A 21,155-nucleotide genomic window follows, 5' to 3' on the forward strand; every position below is an offset into this window, starting at 1 on the left:
ATGAATGATCCTGAATGGCTGCGTGCGGCGTTTAAAATTGTTGCTTTTTCATTCATTCAGTTTATTTCTTTAATCGGCGGGTTGGTGATTGGCGGACTTCTTCTTGGTTACTTGGAGCGACAGGCAAACCGTCGGATGATCCATGCATTTGGTTTGAAAAGTATTTATTGGACAGCCTGGCTGGGAACGCCGGTTCATGAGCTCAGTCATGTGTTAATAGGTCTGATGTTCCATCACCGGGTGACTGAGGTCAAACTGTTGCAGGCTGTTGATGCGGATGGAACAATGGGTTATGTACGTCATGCTTATCAACCGTCGAGTCTCTATCAGCGCATTGGTAATTTTTTTATCGGTGTTGCGCCTCTGATCGGTGGCAGTTTGCTGATTGCCTGCATTGCAGCGTGGCTGGTGCCTACTGGTTCTGTTCTTCACCTTGAACGTTCGCACATGCTTCGTCTGTTTTCTTTTTTTGATTTGCCGACATGGGTGGGCCTTGGGCAAGCGGTTGCCGAAAACTTCCGTAATCTTTTTTCAGCTGCAAATTTCAGTCGACCGAGCTATTGGCTGTTTCTGTACGCAGCGCTTTGCATCGCTTCGCGCATGTCGCTCAGTACGGAAGATATCCGCGGTGCGGGCAGCGGGGCCGGCGCTTTGTTTTGCTTGCTGGTAGTCGCCAATGGATTGAGCGTGCTACTTGATCCGGCATTGCATACCCAAATCATGTACTGGATCGGCCGGTTTAATTTTTTGCTCATGGTGATGTTAAGTCTGTCGATCTTTTTCTCGTTGCTTGTGCTGCTGATTAGTTGCTTGCTTTTTCAAGTGAAGCGGTATCTGGGGCATTAAGCAGGGCTTTTTGTAATAGATGGCGAATGATTTATTGAGACAAGGAGGATGACTGTGAACGAACGAGGCTATATTGGCACGTATACCAAAGGAAAAAGTGAAGGGATTTATTCTTTTACTCTGGACACAGAACGGAAAGTGCTGACCGGTCTGCGCTGTGCAGCTAAGCTTGGCAATCCCACCTATGTTGCAATCGATAAGGAGAACGCAAAACTGTACTCGGTTGTAAAAGATGGGACGAAGGGCGGTGTCGCAGCCTATGCCATTGACGAGACCGGCGCGCTGCAGCTGCTGGGAAAGAGTGTGCGCGAAGGCGCTTCGCCATGCTATGTCAGCGTTAACCAAGAAGGCAGGCGCATCTTGGATGGGAACTATCATGAGGGGACGGCGAGCAGCTATGTGCCGGATTTGGCGCTTGGTATCCGCCCTCAAGCAACTGTGCAGCATGAGGGTTCAGGCGTGAATCGTGAGCGGCAGGAGGGTCCGCATGTCCATTTTGCCGACTTTACGCCGGACGGACGTTTCGCGGTTACCGTTGATTTAGGGACAGATACCCTGACCACATACCGTGTGATGGAGCGTGAATGGCAAGAAAACAGCACCTTCGTGTTCAAACCAGGAACGGGTCCACGCCACTTGACTTTTCATCCTAAAGCACCTTACGCCTATGTGATGACTGAATTAAGCAATGAAGTGATTGTGCTTCATTTTGATTTGCAGAGCGGTACGTTCACCCCCATTCAAACGGTGAACGCACTTCCTGCCGATTTTAACGGACACAGTCAGGGCGCAGCAATCAAAATCAGTGCCGATGGACGCTTTGTCTATGTTTCGAACCGCGGGCACAACAGTATTGCCATTTTTCAAGTGGATGAAGGAAACGGTAGGCTCGCGTTGATCGACCATACCGACACCTTAGGGGATTGGCCACGGGACATTGAGATTGATCCAAGCGGTTGTTTTCTGATTGCTGCCAATCAAAATTCGGGAGATGTCGTTTTATTTGAACGTGATCCGCTGAACGGAACATTGACCGATCTGGGTGCAAAACTGTCTGCAGCCGATGCGGTCTGTATCAAATTCTTTAACGGCAGATAATGCGGACGGCTCATTGCAAGGCCTTAAGTTCCTCATTAACACGGTGTTCGATTTTTTCAAGACAGGCGTCAATCGTATTGGCGAAGACGCGGCGTCCGTTCACAATTGCGAACGGCTTCAGACTGCACATGCCACACACATTCAGACAATCATAGTTCATCACTGCGACTTCCGGGTGACGGGCTATTTTTTCTAAATGCTGGACGGTCAGTGAACCGTAATCGCATACTTCAATGGTAACCAGACCAAGACCTTCATTCATGGGTGAACCTCCTACTGGACATTGGGACATGTTCGCGGCGCCGTTTTGGAACAGCCCTTTTATAGTGTAATAATGAAGGACGGTAAAAATCAAGACAAGCGCAGCATTTAAAATCCCGAAGCGGCTGCTTCGGGATTTTAAATGCCATGTTATTTTGTATGCAATGTTTTTTCATAGACATCAGCTGCAAAGTCCCAATTGATCACATTAAAAAAGTTTTTCACGTATTCCGGACGCCTGTTCTGATACTTCAGGTAATAGGCATGTTCCCAAACGTCAAGGCCAACAAGCGGGGTATGACCATCCATAAACGGACTGTCCTGATTGGGGGTGTTGGTTACTTTCAAAACGTTTTGTTTTGTGACGGTCAGCCAGGCCCAGCCGGAGCCGAATTGACCGGTTGCTGCTGCGGTAAAAGCTTCTTTGAACGCCTCATAACCGCCGAGTTGCTGTTCAATCGCTTCAGCCAGCGCTCCAGTCGGCTGTTTGGATCCGCCTGGAATCAGCACTTTCCAAAAAAAACAATGGTTGTAGTGACCGCCGCCGTTATTGCGGACGGCGGTTCGAATGTCTTCCGGTACTTTCTCCAAGTGGGCAATGAGATCCGTCAGTGAGTGATCCTTGAATTCCGGATGCTTCTCAAGCGCTGCGTTCAAATTCGACACGTAGGTTTGATGGTGTTTATCGTGATGGATGCGCATCGTTTCTTTGTCAATGTAAGGCTCAAGGGCATCAGGAGCAAATTCGAGTGCGGGCAGTTCAAATTGACTCATTGAGATCCTCCTTAGTTACCAAATCGTTTGCCAACCCCAATTTAAGTAAATCAGTTATTGGCATTCTAAGCAACTAGTTTGGCTTGAGGGCTGCACTTTTATACACTGCCGGTAGGCGTAATAGGAACGGTGTTTCGTTCAGATCCGGATGCCGGCTCGTTTTACGAGCCGTTCGATTGCTGTCTCGGCTTCTTTTAACACGAATGCTTGATCGATCGTCTTCATCTGCCGATTCTCCATCACGATCCGTCCGTCAATAAGTGTTGTTTCTACATCGGAGCTTTTTGCTGAGTAGACGATACGGGAGATTGGATCGGTGCCAAACATCGGTCTACTGTGAAAGGTATTTAGATTTAGGATGGCAAGATCGGCTTTCTTGCCTGTCTCAAGGCTGCCGATTTCCTGGTCCATGCCAACTGCCTTCGCTCCATCAATAGTTGCCATTCGGAAAATATGATGGGCGTTCATCGAAGTCGGACCATTTGCCGGTTTATGGATTAAGGCAGCCAGCCGCATTTCTTGAAACATATCCAAATTGTTGTTGCATGGCGCGCCATCGGCACCAAGCCCAAGATTAATGCCCATCCCAGCCATTTGCGGTACATGGGCGATTCCGGAAGCAAGTTTCAGGTTGGATCCGGGGCAGTGACTGACATGGATGCCGCGTTGGCGAATGATTTCTTTTTCTTCGGCGCTCAGCCAAATGCAGTGTGCGAGAATCAGCCTTTTACCGGCAAGCCCGATATGGTCGAGATACACAATATTGCGCATGCCTGTATCTTTTTCGACGATGGCGATCTCGCCGCGGTTTTCGGAAGCGTGGGTGTGAACGAATACTTTATAGTGTTCAGCGAGATCACGGACTTGAGTGAGCAAGGATTCGCTGCAGGAAATGACAAAGCGCGGCGCAAACGCGTAACGGATTCGTCCGTGATCATGCCCGTTCCATTTTTCTAGAAGATCGACACTTTCACGGATCGAATCCTCGGTCTTTTCTTGAAGACCGCTGGGCACATCGGCTCCTTTATCCATCATCACTTTTCCCGACAAAGCGCGTATGCCGCTTTTTGCAATCGCTTGAAAGGCTTCATTGGTGTAGTGAACGGTTTCCATATCCACAATAGTGGTTGATCCACCGGCGATCAATTCACCAATTCCAAGCATAGCCGACAGATAAATCGACTCTTTGTCGTGTGCCGCTTCAAGCGGCCAGATGCGTTCCTTGAGCCAATCCATGAGCTCTAAGTCATCCGCTTTACCGCGAAACAGCGTTTGGCAGAGATGAATGTGCGTTTGAATAAATCCGGGAATTACCGTACGCCCTGTTCCATCAATGACGTAATCATCGGCTGTGGGTGCAACCGCAGCACCGACCGATTGGATACGGCTTCCTTCAATGACGATGTCCCCGTGAAGGATTGCTTCCTCTTGATTCATGGTTATGAGCTGAGCATTTTTAATAATCGTCCGGTTCAGCTTAATCATCTCCCAATCGAAAAGAATGAATAAAAAAAAGGCTACGAAAAATATGCACGCATATTTTTCGTAGCCGGGAATTTACGGTTCCCAGGTAGAGACCCCTAAACCGTATTATTAAGGATATACGAAAACAGAAAGGATGAAGTTTACGTACTTAATCATAATTGAATGGGGAAAGATCGTCAAATGTTATGTCATAATATCTGACAAACAATATCTTTCGAATGGGGAATCTGACAATTAAGATAACAAGAGTAAGGGCTAATGTGCAGATACAATGACTCTTGCAGCCCATTGGCGACTTACACATGAAACACGGATTTGTCGCGTTTTTTCGAAACAATAGGTTTATCAAATACATGACATAGATATTTACAAATAACATTATTCTGAATTTTATACTATAATCAATGCAGAACCTGATTTGTGTTAGCTTTTATACCATGGGATGTATGATTTTAAATTGGATAGGAGGACTTGATGTGACCACCTTGCATAAGTTTCTTGATGAAAATATGGTGAAGCGTTCCTTTGAAGAAACGCCTTTGCTTAAAAAATACTGGGACTGCGCTTGGGGCAATCCCAATGCATACGGAAAGGTGCGCAAGGTTTTTGTCCACCGTCCGGGCAAGGAAATTCATGAATTGAATAAAGCGGTGTTCGAGCCGGAGATAGGTGCGCGGATTCTTCGCGATGAAGAAGGGAACATTCTTAGCTATTGTTTAGGCAAGGAGCCGCTTGATTTGGTGAAAATGCAGGAGCAGCACGACCGGATGACTGAGGTATTAAGAAGTGAAGGCGTGGACGTGATTCCGCTTATCGAAGACGATGAATTGCTGACCAATAATTTGTTTGCCCGTGATGTGGGGATGGTCATTCCGGGCGGTTTGATTTTGGCTCGCTTCGCTTTGAAATTCAGGTATGGCGAAACGCGGCGCACCCTCAAAACAGCGGCTCAGATCGGCATGCCGGTATTGGCATCGATCCAAGGGCAAGGATTTGTTGAGGGCGGAAGCTTTATGGTATTTGATCGCAAAACGGCAATTGTCGGGCGATCGATCCGTGTGAATCAGGCCGGCATCGAGCAATTACGCGCAATTCTGTCTTGGCAGGGAATGGAACTGATCGTTGTTGATCTGCCGTCAAGTATGATCCATCTTGATGAAGTGTTCAATATGGTTGACAAGGACAAAGCGCTGGTTGACCCAACCAACTTGCCGCACTGGTTCCTTCAGGAATTGCAGCGACGCGGCGTTACGCTCATCTATACGGACCCGCTTGATCCGCCGATGACCACGAACTTGCTCTGCTTAGAACCGGGGAAAGTCTTGTTCACGTCACTTGGCGTACGGACAATTGAAGCGCTTGAGAAAGCGGGGGTTGCGGTCATTGCAATCCCGGTCGATGAGTTGAATAAAATGGGCGGCGGCATCCATTGTTCCTCGCTCGTCCTGCAGCGCGATCCCGTTGACTAACTATGCATCGGAGGGGAGAAAAGAATTATGTATGAAAAAGTCAAAGATTTGCCAATCGAGCAGCAAATCGAGCAATTCGCAAGAGATTTGGTCGGTATCAGGAGCGTAAACGGCACCGATGGCGAAGTAACGATGGCCGATAAGCTAGAGGCGATTCTCCGTTCGTTTCCTTATTTCAAAGAACATCCGGATCAGGTTTGGACTCAGAAACTGGAAGGCGATGCGCATGGCAGAAAAAATGTTTTTGCTCTTCTCAAAAGTATGTTTGAAAATAAGCAGACCATCATATATCATGGTCATATGGATACGGTAGGTATCGACGACTTTAATTCGATCGAAGCGCACGCGCTGGATCCTGATTATCTTCAACACTATTTCTCGGAATACACGAAAGATCCCGATGTGCAAAAGGATGCGGCATCAGGAGACTGGCTGTTTGGGCGCGGCATGCTGGATATGAAGAGCGGCGATGCCGTCCATCTCGGCAATCTGCTCTACTATGCGCAGCATCGTGAGCAGCTTAAGGGAAACTTGCTTGTGATGTTTAATCCGGTTGAAGAGAATGATCATCAAGGGGTCATGGAAGCTGTATCTGAATTGATCCGCTTACGGGATGAAAAGAATCTTCACTATAAATTAGCAATTAATGGGGACTTCGTCAGTCCGCTCTATAAAGGCGATACGCAGCGATACATTTATACAGGGTCAGCGGGAAAACTGCTCGGATGTTTTTATATTCGCGGCAGAGAAACGCATGTCGGCGAAACACTTTCCGGCATCGATCCGACGCTGATTGCCAGTAAAATTAATGAAGCGCTCAATAACAACATGGATGGTGCGGAACAAATTGCAAATGAAGTGATTCTGCCGCCATCGTGTCTCTTTCAGCGCGACAAAAAGGCATTTTATAATGTGCAAACCGCAGGTACGACCTTTATGTACTTCAACTATTTTCTCTATGAGCGTACACCGAATGCAGTGATGGAACAGTTAAAGCATGTTGCTGCCGATGCCTGCGCTGATTTAGCCGCGTTTCTTAAGCAGCAGTATAGCGTATTCTCAGCCAACTGCGGACTTCAAGGGCAAGCACCGCATTGGGACGTTGATGTGCTCAGCTATGAGGAATTCGTCGAAGAACTGAATCAGAAAGGCGTTCCTGTTGAGAAAATCATGGATCAGGTCATTCAGGGCAACCCTAATGAAGACTTTCGTCAAGTCAGCTGCAAGGTCATTGAAGCCCTTGAGGCAAGCGCCGGCGATAAGCGTCCGAAAGTGATTGTTTTCTTTGCACCGCCTTATTGTCCGCATAATTACCTGCGCGATAACGTACCTGAAGAGAAACGCTGCGATCAAATCCTTGATGAGGTACTTCGTCAAGTGCAGCAAGCAACCGGTGAACGTTTTGCTAAGAAACGTTTTTTTCCGTACCTTGCCGACAGCAGCTATCTTTCAATGAGCGAGACGAGCGAAGAAACGGCAGCAATTGTTAACAATTTTCCCGGCTGGGGCAAAACTTACAGCGTGCCGCTGGATCAGATCCGTAAGTTGGCGATTCCTGTTCTGGATATGGGTGTCTATGGAAAAAAGGCGCATACTTGGATGGAACGTTTATACAAGCCCTATTCTTACGGCGTTCTGCCGAAACTGATCCGTTCGATGACCGAACGCATTTTTGCAGATCACCCGGATGGTTAATGGTGTTTCAATTCCTAAATAGGAATCTAGATATAATGATAAGGGGCGAAAGTTAATGATGAAAAAAGTTGGTTTTATTGTGATGGCGCTGCTGCTGGTTGTTCTGTCGGCATGTAGCAGCTCAGGAAGCAGCGATTCAAGCAAGAAGAAAACGATTGTTATGGGGACGAGTGCCGATTATCCACCGTTTGAAAATGTGGATACGAAAAATGGAAATAAGATTGTCGGCTTTGACCTTGATTTGGCAAAATATGTTGCCGATAAACTGGGCTACAAATTAGAAGTGCAAAACCAAGATTTTAACGGTTTGATTGCTGCATTGAACAGCAAAAAAGTAGACTTCGTTATGGCCGGTATGGTGGATACACCGAAACGGCGCCAGCAAGTTGACTTTTCGAAGACCTATTACCAATCGTACCAAGTTGTCCTCACACGCGCAGGCACAAACATTAAAACAATGAACGATCTAAAAGGCAAGAAGGTCGGCGTGCAATTAGGAACAACTCAGGAAACGTTGGCTAAAAAAGTGAATAAGACAATTCCGATGAAAATTCAAAGCTGGGACAAGTTGAATGAGATGGTTGAGGCCATGCGCACGAAAAAGCTTGATGCGATCATTACTGTCGATACGGTTGCCTATGGGTACACAAGCAAAGATAAGAAACTGGAACAGTTTAAAGCAGTGGTTGATGGAAAGACTCAGTATGATCCGATCAGTGCCGCTTTCCCAAAAGACAGCAAGTTAACGGCTAAATTTAATAAGGTTTTTAAAGAAATGGAAAAGAACGGCAAGAAAGATGAACTCGTTAAGAAATGGATTGTCAATCAATAAAATTCTATTTTGAAGTGAAAGGATCATGGGGCAATGGAACATGTGATTACCGGTTTTAAGACAATTGCTCCTTCAATTCCCTATATTATAAATGGTATTTGGGTAACTTTGGGGATTGCATTAGGTGCGGCGATCATCGGTTTTGTATTAGGCATACTGCTTTCCTTATGCAAGATCGGAAACATAAAACTATTAAGCGGAATTGCCAGAGCATACACCTCGATTTTTCGAGGGACACCACTGATTATGCAGCTTGCACTCGCTTATTTTGCGATACCGCAATTGATTGGCTTGAACGACGTCAATCCAACCACTTGCGCAATCGTTACCTTTGGCTTGAACTCAGGGGCGTATATGTCTGAAATTATCCGATCAGGGATTAATGCGGTCGATAAAGGCCAGTTTGAAGCAGCAAGTGCACTTGGCGTCGGCTATTGGCCGATGATGAAGGATATCATTCTGCCTCAAGCAATCAAGAATATATTGCCGGCAATGATGAATGAATTTATCACGTTAACCAAGGATTCTGCAATTGTATCGACGATTGCAGTCACTGATATGATGCGCCGTTCTCAGATCGTATCTGCGGAATACTATCTGTACTTTCCGCCGATGTTCGTCGCATTCATCATGTATTATATTGTTGTCCTGATCCTGACCGCGGTTGGCGGACGCATTGAAAGGAGACTGAGCCGCAGTGATCAAAGCTGAACATGTATATAAAGATTTCGGCAGCACGAAGGTACTGAAAGATGTCTCATTAGACATTAATAAGGGCGAAGTCGTTGTCATCATTGGGCCGTCCGGGTCAGGAAAGTCTACATTTTTACGTTGTATCAACTTGCTTGAACCACCGACGAAGGGAAGCGTTTTGATCGATGATCAGGACCTTGTTTCCCTTAAACAGAAACAGGTCACCAAGGTTAGGGAAAAGGTCGGCATGGTTTTTCAGCACTTCCATCTTTTCCCGCATAAAACCGTACTTGATAACTTGATTTACGCACCAATGAAAGTGAAGAAGCTGTCTAAGGATGAGGCTGTCAAACGAGCGGAAGCGCTGCTTGAAAAAGTCGGGCTGCTTGATAAGAAGAATCAATACCCAAACAAACTCTCAGGCGGTCAGAAGCAGCGTGTTGCAATTGCCCGTGCACTAGCGATGGAACCTGAATACATGTTGTTCGACGAACCGACTTCGGCGCTTGATCCGGAAATGGTCAAAGAAGTGTTGGATGTGATTCAGTCGCTTGCTGAGTCCGGAATGACGATGGTAATCGTGACGCATGAAATGGGTTTTGCCAAACAAGTGGCCAACAAAGTCGTGTTTATGGACGACGGCAGAATTCTGGAATCCAATACGCCGGAAGCCTTTTTCAGTAATCCGAAAACGGATCGCGCAAAAGATTTTCTGAAAAAGATTCTGTAATCCTTAAAGATCAGTGAATCGTATTCCATTTCTGTTCAATGAGACGAATGAAATGCATCGTCTTTGGATCACGAAGCTTATGTGCGGCGATAATCAGTGAGGTTTGGATGACAATGGGTTTTTGGTTTAAATGGATTTCATGTAACTGGCGCTCTGCCAGTTCTTTTTTAACAAGATTGCGGCTGATCAGTCCGACGCCAATGTCATTCATCACGGCGCTTTTCACCGCTTCCAGACTGCTGCATTCGATCATCTTTCGCAGATGGATACCGTTTTCATCGATGTAGCTGTTCATTTGTTCTTCAAAGGGTCCAACGATCTCATATTTGATGAACGGGTACTTTTCCAGTAAGTCCTGAGTGGTGTTGTGCTGATAAAGCGTGTCGGACACGATCAGAACGAGATCCTCTTTTTCTGAGAGGACGATGTTCGTCACCCCGGATTTGCGGTACGATCCGGAAATGATGCCGAGATCGAAATGATTGTTGTTGATGCCTTCGATCACTTTATCGCTAGTGCAGGAGACCAACTTGATTCCGATATCCGGATCGTCAGCAAGAAATTGGCGGATGATCGGCGGAAAGTAATGCGTGCAAAAGGTTTCCGATGCAGCAATGGTTAATTTGCTTGCTGTCCGGCTCTGAGCTTGAAGCTCGGTCGTCATCTGCTCAAGGATCGGAAAGATCTGATCCACATAGTGTTTCATGATCTCGCCGTGTCCGGTGAGGAACGTCTGCTTGCCGATTCGGAAGAAGAGTGGATGGCCGATTTCTTCTTCCAAGGAGCGGATTTGCGCAGTAACCGTTGGCTGTGAAAAGTTAAGCAGTTTAGCAGCTTGCGTAAAATTAAGCAGTTTTGCTGCTGTTTGAAACGTTCTCAATTGCCTGAGTTCCATTGATTTCTGCCTCCGTATCGTCGCGATTTATGGCGAATCATGACCTAAAAAAAGTAAATAAACGCTTGTTTAATAACAGTATATAATAGTTTGTTGCTTTAGCCTTGGATGAGTGCTTCGAATTTCTAACAAAAGAGGTATGGAGATTATGCCGGATAAGAGTATGTATGAAAAATCATTGGATTTGTTTCCGCCGATTGCCTTGCGGGCAACACAGCTCGGCATTGTCAAGGGCGAGGGCGCTTATGTCTGGGACGAAAATGGCAAAAAGTATATTGATTTTGCCAGCGGCGTAGCCGTTGTAAACTGCGGCCACAACCACCCCTACGTGCTGGAAAAAGCAAAGGCACAGATGGATCAACTGGTTCATGGCGGGCATAATGTTGTCTACTATCCTTCTTATATTAAACTCGCAGAAAAAATTCTTGATCATGTTGGCCATGATTACAAGATCTATTTTTCAAACAGTGGCGCGGAGGCCAACGAGGCAGCGATCAAACTGGCGAAACAAGTGACCCATCGGCCGGGAATTATTACGTTTAAGCATAGTTTTCATGGCCGTACGCTTGCAACGACGACTTTGACCGCTTCGAATGCGAAGTATCGCCGCAATTATGAGGGCTTGCTTCCAAGTGTGTATTATGCCGACTATCCCTATGCAACGCGTTCCGGTCTTACCGAAGAACAGGAAGTTGCGCGCTGCTTAAATACGCTTGATGAAATTTTCCATGATCTGATTGAACCGGAACAAGTTGCCTGCATGATTTTGGAGCCGATTCAAGGCGAAGGCGGCTATATCGTTCCACCCAAGGCCTTTCTGCAAGCGATTCGCAAAATTTGCGATGAACACGGTATCCTGCTTGTCTTTGATGAAGTTCAGACCGGATTTGGTCGAACAGGCAAAATCTTTGCTTACGAAAATTTTGATGTGAAACCGGATATCATGTCGCTTGCCAAGGCGATTGCCAACGGCTTCCCACTCAGCGCACTGGTAGCACGACGCGACTTGATGGACAAATGGCCGGCCGGCACGCATGGCGGCACGTTCGGCGGAAACCCGGTTGCCTGTGCGGCAGGGGTAGCCGTCTTTGAATTGCTCGAAGGCGGATTAGTCGATCATGGCAAAGAAGTCGGTGCATACTTCAAAGAAAAGTTACTGCAGCTGGCTTCTGAGCGTGATGAGGTGCTGGAAGTCAGAGGACTTGGTCTGATGATCGGCATTGAATTTGTCGACCGTGACGGTCACCCGGATGGCGATCTGGTCACGGCAATTCGTGCCAAGGCTCTAGAAAAAGGCTTGATTTTACTTTCCTGCGGCGTGGACCACAATGTAATTCGTTTTATTCCACCGCTTATTGTTACCAAGGAGCAAATCGACGACGCCTTTGACATTTTCAAAGCAAGCGTTGAAGCGTCACTTGATGAAGTCGCGCAGAAGCATTGACTCTGACTCGCGCAGAAGCAGTTGATCATCGATTTTTTCTTTGCGGGATAATTAAGTAAACGATTCTGCCCCGTCTTCAAACCCATAGACCAGTGTTTTGGCCAAGAATCAAAGCGGAGGTACTCTGGCGCCAGCGGGATCGCGCGTTGTTGATGCGTGCCAGCGAGATCCCGCAGATTTCTGTTTGTCTGAGGAGGCTCGCGGTGCGCCCGCGGCAAGCGAGTAACCGAAGCGGCGATTCAGTACCGAAAAGACACGAGTCCATCACACATGGTTGGAGAGTAAGGACCGGGCGTATTTTGCCCGGTTTTTCTTACAATACTGAAAAACCCCCTGGAATTGGCTCGGAACGAACCCATTTCAAGGGGATAAGAATCTGATACTCAGACAGTTTCAGCGAATAGAATCAGACATGCACCCGGTTCACCCGCATTCATCGCCTGCGCGTGAAAAACTGAACAATAAACAAAATCAGCGCGGCAATGAGCAAAAGGTAAATGAGCGCGCCGCCGATTTTCAGCAGCAGCAGAACAAGCCAAATAACAAACAGAATGACGATCAACGTCCAAAGCAGACCCAGCATGAAATGCCCTCCCATCAAGTCATTGATGTATTACTTAGTAGTATAGACAAATGAATGAGTTTTCATCAGAACAAGATCATGTAGGTTTTGAACGTCGCTTCAATGTTCCAATCAAAGCCCGCTTTAAGCTGCTGAAGATCGTGGAGCGTTTACATGCCTGCTGAAAAAGTGCCTGCTTCTGAGTATGAAACACATGCGCGCCGCGTTGAGAACAGGTAAAATAACCGTATAGGCGATGATTAAGGGGGGATAGGATGTGAGTATTGAGACGATTATGTTGGATTTGGATGGGACGACATTAACAGCGGAAAATCAGGTCACCCCTGAGTTGAACGCATACTTAAAGAAACTGCGATCCCTTGGCAAGCATGTGTTTGTCGTCACAGGCCGTTCCGAAGTCGATGCGCTGAATGTTCTTCCAAAAGACTTTCCGCATGAAGGCATGGTTGCTTCGAATGGAATGTCGGTATTTGCAGGCGGGAAAAGGATTTTTCAACAAGCACTTCCCAGCGGGCTTGTCCAACAAATGATCAAGCGATCAGAGCAGCAGCGCATGTATTACCAGCTGCACCCAATCGGAGGCAGGCGGACCATTCTGAGTCGTGATCGCGGCTATATCACCGATCAGATCAGAGGAGAACGGCCGCATTCCGTAAGTGAAAATGAATGGAATTCGCGCAGACAGGCCGTTCTGGAAGATATGGTCTGGAAGGATACGCTAACTGAGGAAGAGTCGGAACAAATCGCGAAAATGTACTTTTTCAGTACCGATGCAAGACTCATGGCTGCATGGAAACAGGCGCTTCGCACTTTGCAACAGACATTCGCTTTTGACCAGTTTTCATCTTCACCGAACAATACCGAACTTGTCGGCAAGAATATATCGAAGGCGAGCGGCATTGGTCAGTTGCTTGACTATTTTAACCTGTCACCAGAACAGGCGTTGGCGGTTGGGGATGGTGAAAATGATTTGCCGATGTTTCAGCTTGCCGGACATTCGGCGGCGATGAAGAATGCGCCGGATCATGTGCAGGAACAAGCAGATTGGGTAACCGAAAACCCCTATGACCAAAATGGTCTTTTTAAATTCTTAAATACAGTCTTTCATTAATTGATGAAGATGACGATCACGAAATCGTCATTTTTTTTATGCCTTTCCTCATTTTTTTGTGTGTTTTAAACCCCTATAATGAATAAGTTGTCCTTTCTACTTGCAGCGCTTAAAGGCTGCGGCAAAGCGGCATTCGCAAAATTTGCTTCAATTCTATTTTTTCCTTTCCCTCTCCCCCAAAAAACGTGTTTCGCTACTTTTTATCTACATATTGTGTTAGAAATCACTTAAATATACTACATATTGTTGTATAATGTTTTTATTAGCCGATTATAGGAGGCCGCAAGATGATTAATGAACCGATAATGAAAGAGAAAATGTTAGACGATAAAATTCGTGATCTAATCAATATGGATGAATATGTTGCGAATGAAAATGCCAATAAGGATGAAAATGTATTCAATACAAAACGCGATTTGCTCGCAGGTGTGGCCGCCAGAGACTATGCACTTCGCCACATCTTGCCGAAAGAATTCGCCGATGCGCACAAGCAGGGCATCATGCACTTCCATGACCTAGATTATTCACCGTTCTTCCCCATGTACAATTGCATGCTGATCGACTTCAAAGGCATGCTGGAAAAAGGATTCTCGATTGGGAATGCCGATGTTGAGCAGCCGAAATCAATCAAGACTGCAACAGCACTGGTCGCCCAAATTGTCGCTAATGTTTCATCGAATATTTATGGAGGAACATCGTTCAATCGAGCAGATGAAGTATTAGAACCGTACGCAAAAACGAGTTTCTGCAAATATTTGGAAACGGCGAAACAATGGATGTCCGATCCGAAAGCTCAGGAAAAGTATGCGTATTCGATGACGAAAAAAGAAATCTATGATTCGATGCAGTCACTTGAATACGAAATTAACACCTTGTTTTCCAGTAACGGACAAACGCCTTTTTTTACGTTGAATTTCGGGCTTGGTGAATCATGGTTTGCTCGTGAAATTCAGAAGTCTATTTTGAAAGTTCGTATTCTCGGTTTGGGTCGCGACCACAAAACCGCAGTCTTTCCAAAACTTGTGTTTACAATCAAACGGGGACTGAACCTCAATGAAGGTGACCCAAACGCTGATGTTAAGAAACTAGCCGTTGAATGCGCAACGAAACGGATGTATCCGGATATTTTAAATTATGATCGGATCGTTGAAATCACCGGTGACTTTAAAGCGCCGATGGGCTGCCGTTCGTTTCTGCCTTCTTATCAAGAAAATGGGCACTACATCACCGATGGCCGCAATAATATGGGTGTAGTGACTTTGAACATTCCGAGAATTGCCATTGAATCCGCTGGTGATCAGAATACGTTCTGGAGCCTTTTTGATGAGCGTCTCGATCTTGTCTGCCGCGCGCTGTTCTTCCGCATTCAAACGCTGAATAAGGTCCAGGCGAAGAACGCGCCGATTTTGTATCAATACGGTGCAACCGGCAAACGACTGGATGCGGATGAACCGGTCAAGGATATTTTTAAAAACGGACGTGCGACGGTATCAATGGGGTATATCGGTTTGTACGAAGCGGCGACGGTGTTCTATGGAGCAAATTGGGAACATAATCCACAAGCGAAAAAATTCACACTGGATATCGTGAAACGCTTCAAAACAGTGTCGATTGAATGGCGTGAGAAAACGGGTTATGCGTTCAGCGTCTATGCAACGCCATCGGAAAGCTTGACCGACCGGTTCTGTCGCTTGGACAAGCAGCGTTTCGGCAGCATCAAGGATCTTACGGATAAAGATTATTATACAAACAGCTTTCACTATGACGTGCGTAAAAAAATAAATCCGTTTGAAAAAATCGACTTCGAAAAAGATTATGAACCTTATACAGCGGGCGGATTTATTCACTACTGCGAATTTCCATCGCTCGTGAATAATCCTGAAGGACTTGAAGCGGTATGGGACTATACCTATGACCGTGTCGGTTATTTTGGTACCAACACGCCCATTGACAAGTGTTATGAATGCGGTTATGAGGGCGAGTTTGAGTCGACGGTGCAAGGCTTTAAATGCCCAAGCTGCGGCAATCACAATCCTGAGACAACGTCCTGCATTCGCCGTCTGTGCGGCTATCTTGGGTCGGTGATTCAGCGCAAACCGATTAAAGGACGCTTGAAAGAGATCAACAGCAGGGAAAAACAGCAGTACTGAAAGGAGTGAATTTGCCGAATGCAGCAAGCATCCGGCATTCAGAACGATGAATTATGCTGATTATAAACGGTTTGATTTTCTAAATGGGTCCGGCATCCGCCATTCATTGTTCGTCAGTGGCTGCCACTTTCATTGTAAAGGCTGCTGGAATGCAGTGGCGTGGAATCCCACTTTTGGCAAGCCTTACACAGCCGAGGTGGAGACGCAGATTATTGATGATCTCAACATTCCCGGGATTAAGGTTCAAGGCTTGTCGCTGCTTGGCGGCGAACCGTTTGACCATCCGGAACCGTTAACCGAACTTGTGACCCGCGTCAATCGAGACTGCCCGGGCAAGGATATTTGGTGCTGGACGGGATTCACTTTTGAACAATTAAAGGAGAATCCTGAGCGGCGCGACATGCTGCGCCATCTCGATGTGTTGGTTGATGGTCCCTTTGACATCAACAAGCGCAACCTGAAGTTAAAGTTCCGCGGATCATCCAATCAGCGGGTGATTCTTGTGAAAGAATCACTGAAAAAAGGACGCATCGTGCTGAAAGTTCACTAAATATGTATCGTAATACCGGCTTTAAGATGAGCAAAAAGAACAGGTTAATGAGCAACTCCGGACTTGGCATCGGCATTCTAAGGATCGGACGTTGCACATGCCGCGGATGCGCGGCAAAAATGAAAGGAGTGAGCGTTATGCTCACTCCTTTGTTCAGCAGTTCTTTTCCTGTTCATCCATTGCTAAATTGGCCAGCTGATCGGCGCGTTCATTGTATTCAACGCCATGATGGCCTTTGACCTTATTGAAGGTGATTTTGTCCTGTTTTTCGGCAAGTGCGTTGAGGTGCATCCACAATTCTTTATTTTTTACGGGTTTTCCACCGGCGGTTTTCCAGCCTTTTTTAATCCAACCATGGATCCAGCTATTCATACCGTTTACGACATAAGCGCTGTCGATATAGAAAGAAACCGGAATTTGGTTTGTTTTGAGCGATTCAAGCGATCGGATTGCTGCAGTTAGTTCCATGACATTGTTTGTTGTGTTGCGCATGCCCCCATGCAGTTCTTTTACCTTGTCTCCGTAGCGAAGGATTGCCCCCCATCCGCCGACATTATGATCGCTTTGATTGCCGCGACAGCCTCCATCACAATAAATAATAATTTCGTTCAATTCACGTCACCTTTTCCGTTAAAATCGTTGCCTTGTGATCATTCTCTGCGTCCTAGGCGAAATCCTTTATTCAGGAAGCCTTTGATCAGTATATCAGAAGAGCGGCGCTCCTCGAAATCAGCTCACACGCAATCATTTTGTCACCTCATTGAAAACAAAATATTGTAAACTATTTTATAGTAGAGAAAAAGAAAAAGGTGCAGCAGAAGAATCGATTCATAAACTTGGAATGGGGCGTGGGCAATTTGAAAATCGCAGTTTTAGGAGCAGGGGCGATCGGATGTTATTACGGCGGAGTTCTTGCTAAGGAACATGCAGATGTGACATTCATTGCGAGAAGACGCACATATGATCGTCTGAAACATCACGAATTGGTTGTAAAAAGTATTCATGGTGATTTTTCGTTACCGGTCAACGTTATCGATTCTGAGCATTTGGAAGGGCATGCTGCCTTTGACTATATTCTTTTAGCGATAAAATCGACTGGACTTGAAGCCGCGATTGAGGAATTAAAAGTTTTAATGGAAGACCGCACGAAGATCATCTGTCTGCTGAATGGGATCGGTAATGAAGAAAGGCTGGCAGAAGTGTTTGGTGCTCAGCGAGTCATTGGCGGTTCGGCGTTTATCTCGATTATCCGTGAAGCGCCGGGAGTTGTTCATCACGTTGGTGATGGCAAGTTGGTGATCGGCGAGTGGCAGAGTCATACGCATCAAGATGCCGGCTTGATCGAATTGGAGAAGCTGCTGCTTCAGGCAGGAGCGGCTGTACGCATTACATCCGACATCAAGCGAATCAAGTGGGAAAAACTGCTTTGGAATATCACCTACAATCCGTTGACCGCGTTAACGCAAACGAGGGTCGGCACGGCATTAAAAGATCCAGACCTCAAATTGCTGCTTGAACGCGTCAGTGCAGAGTTCCTGAATTTGGCGGATAAACGGGGCATAATAATCAGAGAGGATTACAAGACAGGACTTCTTACCCCCGATGAGGAGATTCAAAATCATAAAACATCGATGCTCCAGGATTTTGAGAACGGTCAGGCAATGGAATTAGACGCAATTCTCGGCTTTGTGATTCAGACGGCGAAACAATGTGCGGTTTCGGTTCCAACCATTGAAACCCTGTACCATCTGCTTCGCTTCTTAGAGCGTAGTCACTAAGACTAGGAAATGTAAAGGCGGTAGCGTGATGAAAAAGTTTGCAGCGGCACTTTTCATGATCAGCATAATCATGGTCGGTTCTCTATCCATTTTTTATATGGTCACTCATGCTCCGGAGAAACAAGAACAGCAGGCAAAGGAAGAGACTGCAGGCGATATCGAATCACCAGAGTCATCGGGCTCATCAGAACCAGCACAACAGCAACCTGATGAAGCATTAGCAAAAAAATTGACTGCCCCGTATGTCAGTCAACGGCCTGAGCTTCCTAATGGTTGCGAGATCACCAGTCTGACGATGCTGCTTCAATCTGCTGGCGTAAAGGTTGATAAGCTGACGCTTGCACGTCAGATAAAAAAAGTTCCTTTTCAATCCGGAACCTATAAGGGCAATCCGAACGAAGGATTTGTTGGCAATATGTATCACGGAAACCGCTCAAATCCCGGATTTGCCGTTTATCATGGGCCGATTGCAGATTTAGCACGCAAGTATCTGGGAAGCCGCATGATTGATATGACGGGAAAATCGTGGTCTGCGGTTGAGCAACAGATTGCTTCCGGAACACCGGTGTGGGTCATCACCAGCATTAATTTTGTGCCTGTTCCGGACAATGCTTGGCAAGAGTGGCCGACAAGGCAAGGGACGATTCGGATTACGTTTAAAGAACATTCAGTGCTCGTTACCGGATTTGATGCGGACCATGTTTATTTTAATGATCCGCTTGCAGAAGCTGCGGGCAGCAAAGCCGATAAAAAAACGTTCATTGAGGCGTGGACCCAGTTCGGCAATCAGGCAATCGCTTATACAGGGTCATGATGGCTGATGCAGATGTACTGTATCAAACTGGTAATCTATGGGACCTTCCTCATGTTTTGCAGGTATTTGTTTATTAGGACTAAACAAATGGTATAACTTACCTGTATAATAAAGGAAATCGTTCGATTTTTATCATATTCGGGGGTGGCCTAATGAGCCCAGATCGTCAGTTTACGCTTGTCGGAACCGTAGCAGCAGCGGCTGCAGTAGCCGCAATAGCCGGTGCGCCGAACCATGCTTCAGCAGAAACGTTTGATGCGTACAAGGCAAAAGCAACAACAAATGTGAATGTCCGCAGTACACCTGGAACGGATCACCCCAAGATTGGTCTCTTAAAAAAAGATCAGACCTTTGATGTCATAGGGGTAGACAAGAAGAGTGAAGAAGGAAATTGGCTCAAAATTAAATATGAGGGGCGCACGGCTTATGTTGACGGGCACTATACGGAGCGCGTAGAGGAAACAAAGGAAGCGGTGCCAACTTTGTCTGTCCAAAGGGTTGCCAGCTACCAAGGCGTCACGTCCGACAACCTACATGTTCGTCTGCTCCCTTCTGAAGATGGAACCATTTTGAAAACGTTGAGCCGCGGATCAACGGTAACCGTCACCGGTAAAACAAGTGACGGTTGGCTGGAAATTGATTACAAAGGCGGAGCAGCCTATGTTGCAGCAAAATACATAACTGCTGAAAAAAGTGCGGCATCATCGGTATCAACGCTAAGTAGCAAAACAACTTTGTATACAGGCACAACCACAGCGAACCTGAACGTGCGCTCAGGGGCAGGCACGTCGAACAAGATCCTGACAACGCTGAAAAACGGAAGCCGCGTCGACGTTGTGAGCGAAACGGGCGGTTGGCTGAAGATCAAGTATAACGGCGGCAGCGGTTATGTGTCCGCAGAGTTTGTAAGCAAGTCCGGATCAAGCAACACGAGCGAATCAAACAGCGAACCAGTGAAGTACACGGGCAAAACAACAGCGAACCTGAACGTGCGCTCAGGGGCAGGCACGTCGAACAAGATCCTGACAACGCTGAAAAACGGAAGCCGCGTAGACGTTGTGAGCGAAGCGGGTGGCTGGCTGAAGATCAAGTATAACGGCGGCAGCGGTTATGTGTCCGCAGAGTTTGTGGACAAGCCCGGCTCGAGCAACACGGGCGAATCAAACGGCGAACCGGTGAAGTATACAGGCACGACCACAGCGAACCTGAACGTGCGCTCAGGGGCAGGCACGTCGAACAAGATCCTGACAACGCTGAAAAACGGAAGCCGCGTCGAAGTAGTAAGTGAGACGGGTGGCTGGCTGAAGATCAAGTATAACGGCGGCACTGGCTATGTGTCCGCAGAGTTTGTGGACAAGCCCGGCTCGAGCAACACGAGCGAATCAAACAGCGAACCAGTGAAGTACACGGGCAAAACAACAGCGAACCTGAACGTGCGCTCAGGGGCAGGCACGTCGAACAAGATCCTGACAACGCTGAAAAACGGAAGCCGCGTCGACGTTGTTAGCGAAACGGGCGGTTGGCTGAAGATCAAGTATAACGGCGGCAGCGGTTATGTGTCCGCAGAGTTTGTAAGCAAGTCCGGATCAAGCAACACGAGCAGCCCTAGCAGTGAGTCGGTGAAGTATACAGGCACAACCACAGCGAACCTGAACGTGCGCTCAGGGGCAGGCACGTCGAACAAGATCCTGACAACGCTGAAAAACGGAAGCCGCGTAGACGTTGTGAGCGAAGCGGGTGGCTGGCTGAAGATCAAGTATAACGGCGGCACTGGCTATGTGTCCGCAGAGTTTGTAAGCAAGTCCGGATCAAGCAACACGGGCGAATCAAACAGCGAACCGGTGAAGTATACAGGCACGACCACAGCGAACCTGAACGTGCGCTCAGGGGCAGGCACGTCGAACAAGATCCTGACAACGCTGAAAAACGGAAGCCGCGTAGACGTTG

Annotated in this window: 20 protein-coding genes and 1 riboswitch; of the genes, 14 read left to right on the plus strand and 6 right to left on the minus strand. The window is 46.9% G+C overall.

Annotated elements, in window-relative coordinates; genetic code table 11:
* Together AA84_RS0115940 and AA84_RS0115945 are read left to right on the plus strand one after the other, a co-directional pair.
* Complete coding sequence (locus AA84_RS0115940) at positions 1-846, plus strand: hypothetical protein (protein ID WP_051575166.1); 846 nt, start codon at positions 1-3, stop codon at positions 844-846.
* A gap of 48 nt (positions 847-894) precedes the next feature.
* On the plus strand, positions 895-1,944 hold the full coding sequence (locus tag AA84_RS0115945) for a lactonase family protein (protein WP_028978042.1): 1,050 nt from the start codon (positions 895-897) through the stop codon (positions 1,942-1,944).
* Positions 1,945-1,954: 10 nt separating this feature from the next.
* On the opposite strand, the gene AA84_RS0115950 is transcribed toward AA84_RS0115945, so the two are convergent.
* The 3 genes from AA84_RS0115950 to AA84_RS0115960 form a co-directional block, all read right to left on the minus strand.
* Entirely contained in the window at positions 1,955-2,206 is a 252-nt protein-coding gene (locus AA84_RS0115950; RefSeq protein WP_010025940.1) for a YuzB family protein, read from the minus strand.
* Between the two features lie 149 nt (positions 2,207-2,355).
* Complete coding sequence (locus AA84_RS0115955) at positions 2,356-2,979, minus strand: superoxide dismutase (RefSeq protein WP_028978043.1); 624 nt, start codon at positions 2,977-2,979, stop codon at positions 2,356-2,358.
* 138 nt (positions 2,980-3,117) lie between these two features.
* Positions 3,118-4,464, minus strand: a complete 1,347-nt coding sequence (locus AA84_RS0115960) for a 5'-deoxyadenosine deaminase (RefSeq protein ID WP_415640312.1) — start codon at positions 4,462-4,464, stop codon at positions 3,118-3,120.
* Positions 4,465-4,505: 41 nt separating this feature from the next.
* A riboswitch (purine riboswitch) is annotated at positions 4,506-4,606 on the minus strand.
* 334 nt (positions 4,607-4,940) lie between these two features.
* Between AA84_RS0115960 and AA84_RS0115965 the strand changes: the two genes are divergently transcribed.
* The 5 genes from AA84_RS0115965 to AA84_RS0115985 are packed head-to-tail and all read left to right on the plus strand — an operon-like array spanning position 4,941 to position 9,883.
* Positions 4,941-5,933 (plus strand): dimethylarginine dimethylaminohydrolase family protein, encoded by a 993-nt coding sequence (locus AA84_RS0115965; RefSeq protein WP_028978045.1) that lies wholly within the window; start codon positions 4,941-4,943, stop codon positions 5,931-5,933.
* Positions 5,934-5,960: 27 nt separating this feature from the next.
* On the plus strand, positions 5,961-7,628 hold the full coding sequence (locus AA84_RS0115970; RefSeq protein ID WP_028978046.1) for a M20/M25/M40 family metallo-hydrolase: 1,668 nt from the start codon (positions 5,961-5,963) through the stop codon (positions 7,626-7,628).
* Positions 7,629-7,683: 55 nt separating this feature from the next.
* Entirely contained in the window at positions 7,684-8,460 is a 777-nt protein-coding gene (locus AA84_RS0115975) for a transporter substrate-binding domain-containing protein (RefSeq protein ID WP_028978047.1), read from the plus strand.
* Positions 8,461-8,493: 33 nt separating this feature from the next.
* Positions 8,494-9,171 (plus strand): amino acid ABC transporter permease, encoded by a 678-nt coding sequence (locus tag AA84_RS0115980; protein ID WP_028978048.1) that lies wholly within the window; start codon positions 8,494-8,496, stop codon positions 9,169-9,171.
* The gene (locus AA84_RS0115985) at positions 9,158-9,883 is read left to right on the plus strand and encodes an amino acid ABC transporter ATP-binding protein (RefSeq protein ID WP_028978049.1); all 726 of its coding nucleotides are present in this window, start codon (positions 9,158-9,160) and stop codon (positions 9,881-9,883) included. Before AA84_RS0115980 ends, AA84_RS0115985 begins: the two co-directional genes overlap by 14 nt.
* A gap of 10 nt (positions 9,884-9,893) precedes the next feature.
* On the opposite strand, the gene AA84_RS0115990 is transcribed toward AA84_RS0115985, so the two are convergent.
* Complete coding sequence (locus AA84_RS0115990) at positions 9,894-10,778, minus strand: LysR family transcriptional regulator (protein WP_028978050.1); 885 nt, start codon at positions 10,776-10,778, stop codon at positions 9,894-9,896.
* Between the two features lie 148 nt (positions 10,779-10,926).
* Here AA84_RS0115990 and AA84_RS0115995 point away from each other — a divergent pair, with 148 nt between their 5' ends.
* Positions 10,927-12,222, plus strand: a complete 1,296-nt coding sequence (locus AA84_RS0115995) for an aspartate aminotransferase family protein (protein WP_028978051.1) — start codon at positions 10,927-10,929, stop codon at positions 12,220-12,222.
* Positions 12,223-12,655: 433 nt separating this feature from the next.
* Here AA84_RS0115995 and AA84_RS19140 read toward each other — a convergent pair whose 3' ends face one another.
* Positions 12,656-12,805 (minus strand): DUF5670 family protein, encoded by a 150-nt coding sequence (locus tag AA84_RS19140; protein WP_156031524.1) that lies wholly within the window; start codon positions 12,803-12,805, stop codon positions 12,656-12,658.
* A gap of 256 nt (positions 12,806-13,061) precedes the next feature.
* On the opposite strand from AA84_RS19140, the gene AA84_RS0116010 reads away from it, so the two are divergent.
* The 3 genes from AA84_RS0116010 (at position 13,062) to nrdG (ending at position 16,616) form a co-directional block, all read left to right on the plus strand.
* A complete protein-coding gene (locus tag AA84_RS0116010) occupies positions 13,062-13,916 on the plus strand; it encodes an HAD family hydrolase (protein ID WP_028978052.1) in 855 nt (284 codons plus the stop codon).
* Between the two features lie 287 nt (positions 13,917-14,203).
* A complete protein-coding gene (gene nrdD / locus AA84_RS18165) occupies positions 14,204-16,066 on the plus strand; it encodes an anaerobic ribonucleoside-triphosphate reductase (RefSeq protein WP_051578099.1) in 1,863 nt (620 codons plus the stop codon).
* A 46-nt stretch (positions 16,067-16,112) separates the two neighbouring features.
* Entirely contained in the window at positions 16,113-16,616 is a 504-nt protein-coding gene (gene nrdG, locus AA84_RS0116020) for an anaerobic ribonucleoside-triphosphate reductase activating protein (RefSeq protein ID WP_028978053.1), read from the plus strand.
* 153 nt (positions 16,617-16,769) lie between these two features.
* On the opposite strand, the gene rnhA is transcribed toward nrdG, so the two are convergent.
* Positions 16,770-17,228 carry a ribonuclease HI gene (rnhA, locus tag AA84_RS0116025; RefSeq protein ID WP_028978054.1) on the minus strand — a complete coding sequence of 153 codons (459 nt, stop codon included), beginning with the start codon at positions 17,226-17,228 and terminating at the stop codon, positions 16,770-16,772.
* 236 nt (positions 17,229-17,464) lie between these two features.
* On the opposite strand from rnhA, the gene AA84_RS0116030 reads away from it, so the two are divergent.
* The 3 genes from AA84_RS0116030 to AA84_RS0116040 form a co-directional block, all read left to right on the plus strand.
* A complete protein-coding gene (locus AA84_RS0116030; protein ID WP_236628106.1) occupies positions 17,465-18,394 on the plus strand; it encodes a ketopantoate reductase family protein in 930 nt (309 codons plus the stop codon).
* Between the two features lie 28 nt (positions 18,395-18,422).
* Complete coding sequence (locus tag AA84_RS0116035) at positions 18,423-19,208, plus strand: C39 family peptidase (RefSeq protein WP_028978056.1); 786 nt, start codon at positions 18,423-18,425, stop codon at positions 19,206-19,208.
* 152 nt (positions 19,209-19,360) lie between these two features.
* The coding region (locus AA84_RS0116040) for an SH3 domain-containing protein (protein WP_028978057.1) at positions 19,361-21,155 on the plus strand (1,795 nt) is incomplete at its 3' end.

Source organism: Sporolactobacillus terrae DSM 11697 (assembly GCF_000648615.1).
GTDB lineage: Bacteria > Bacillota > Bacilli > Bacillales > Sporolactobacillaceae > Sporolactobacillus > Sporolactobacillus terrae.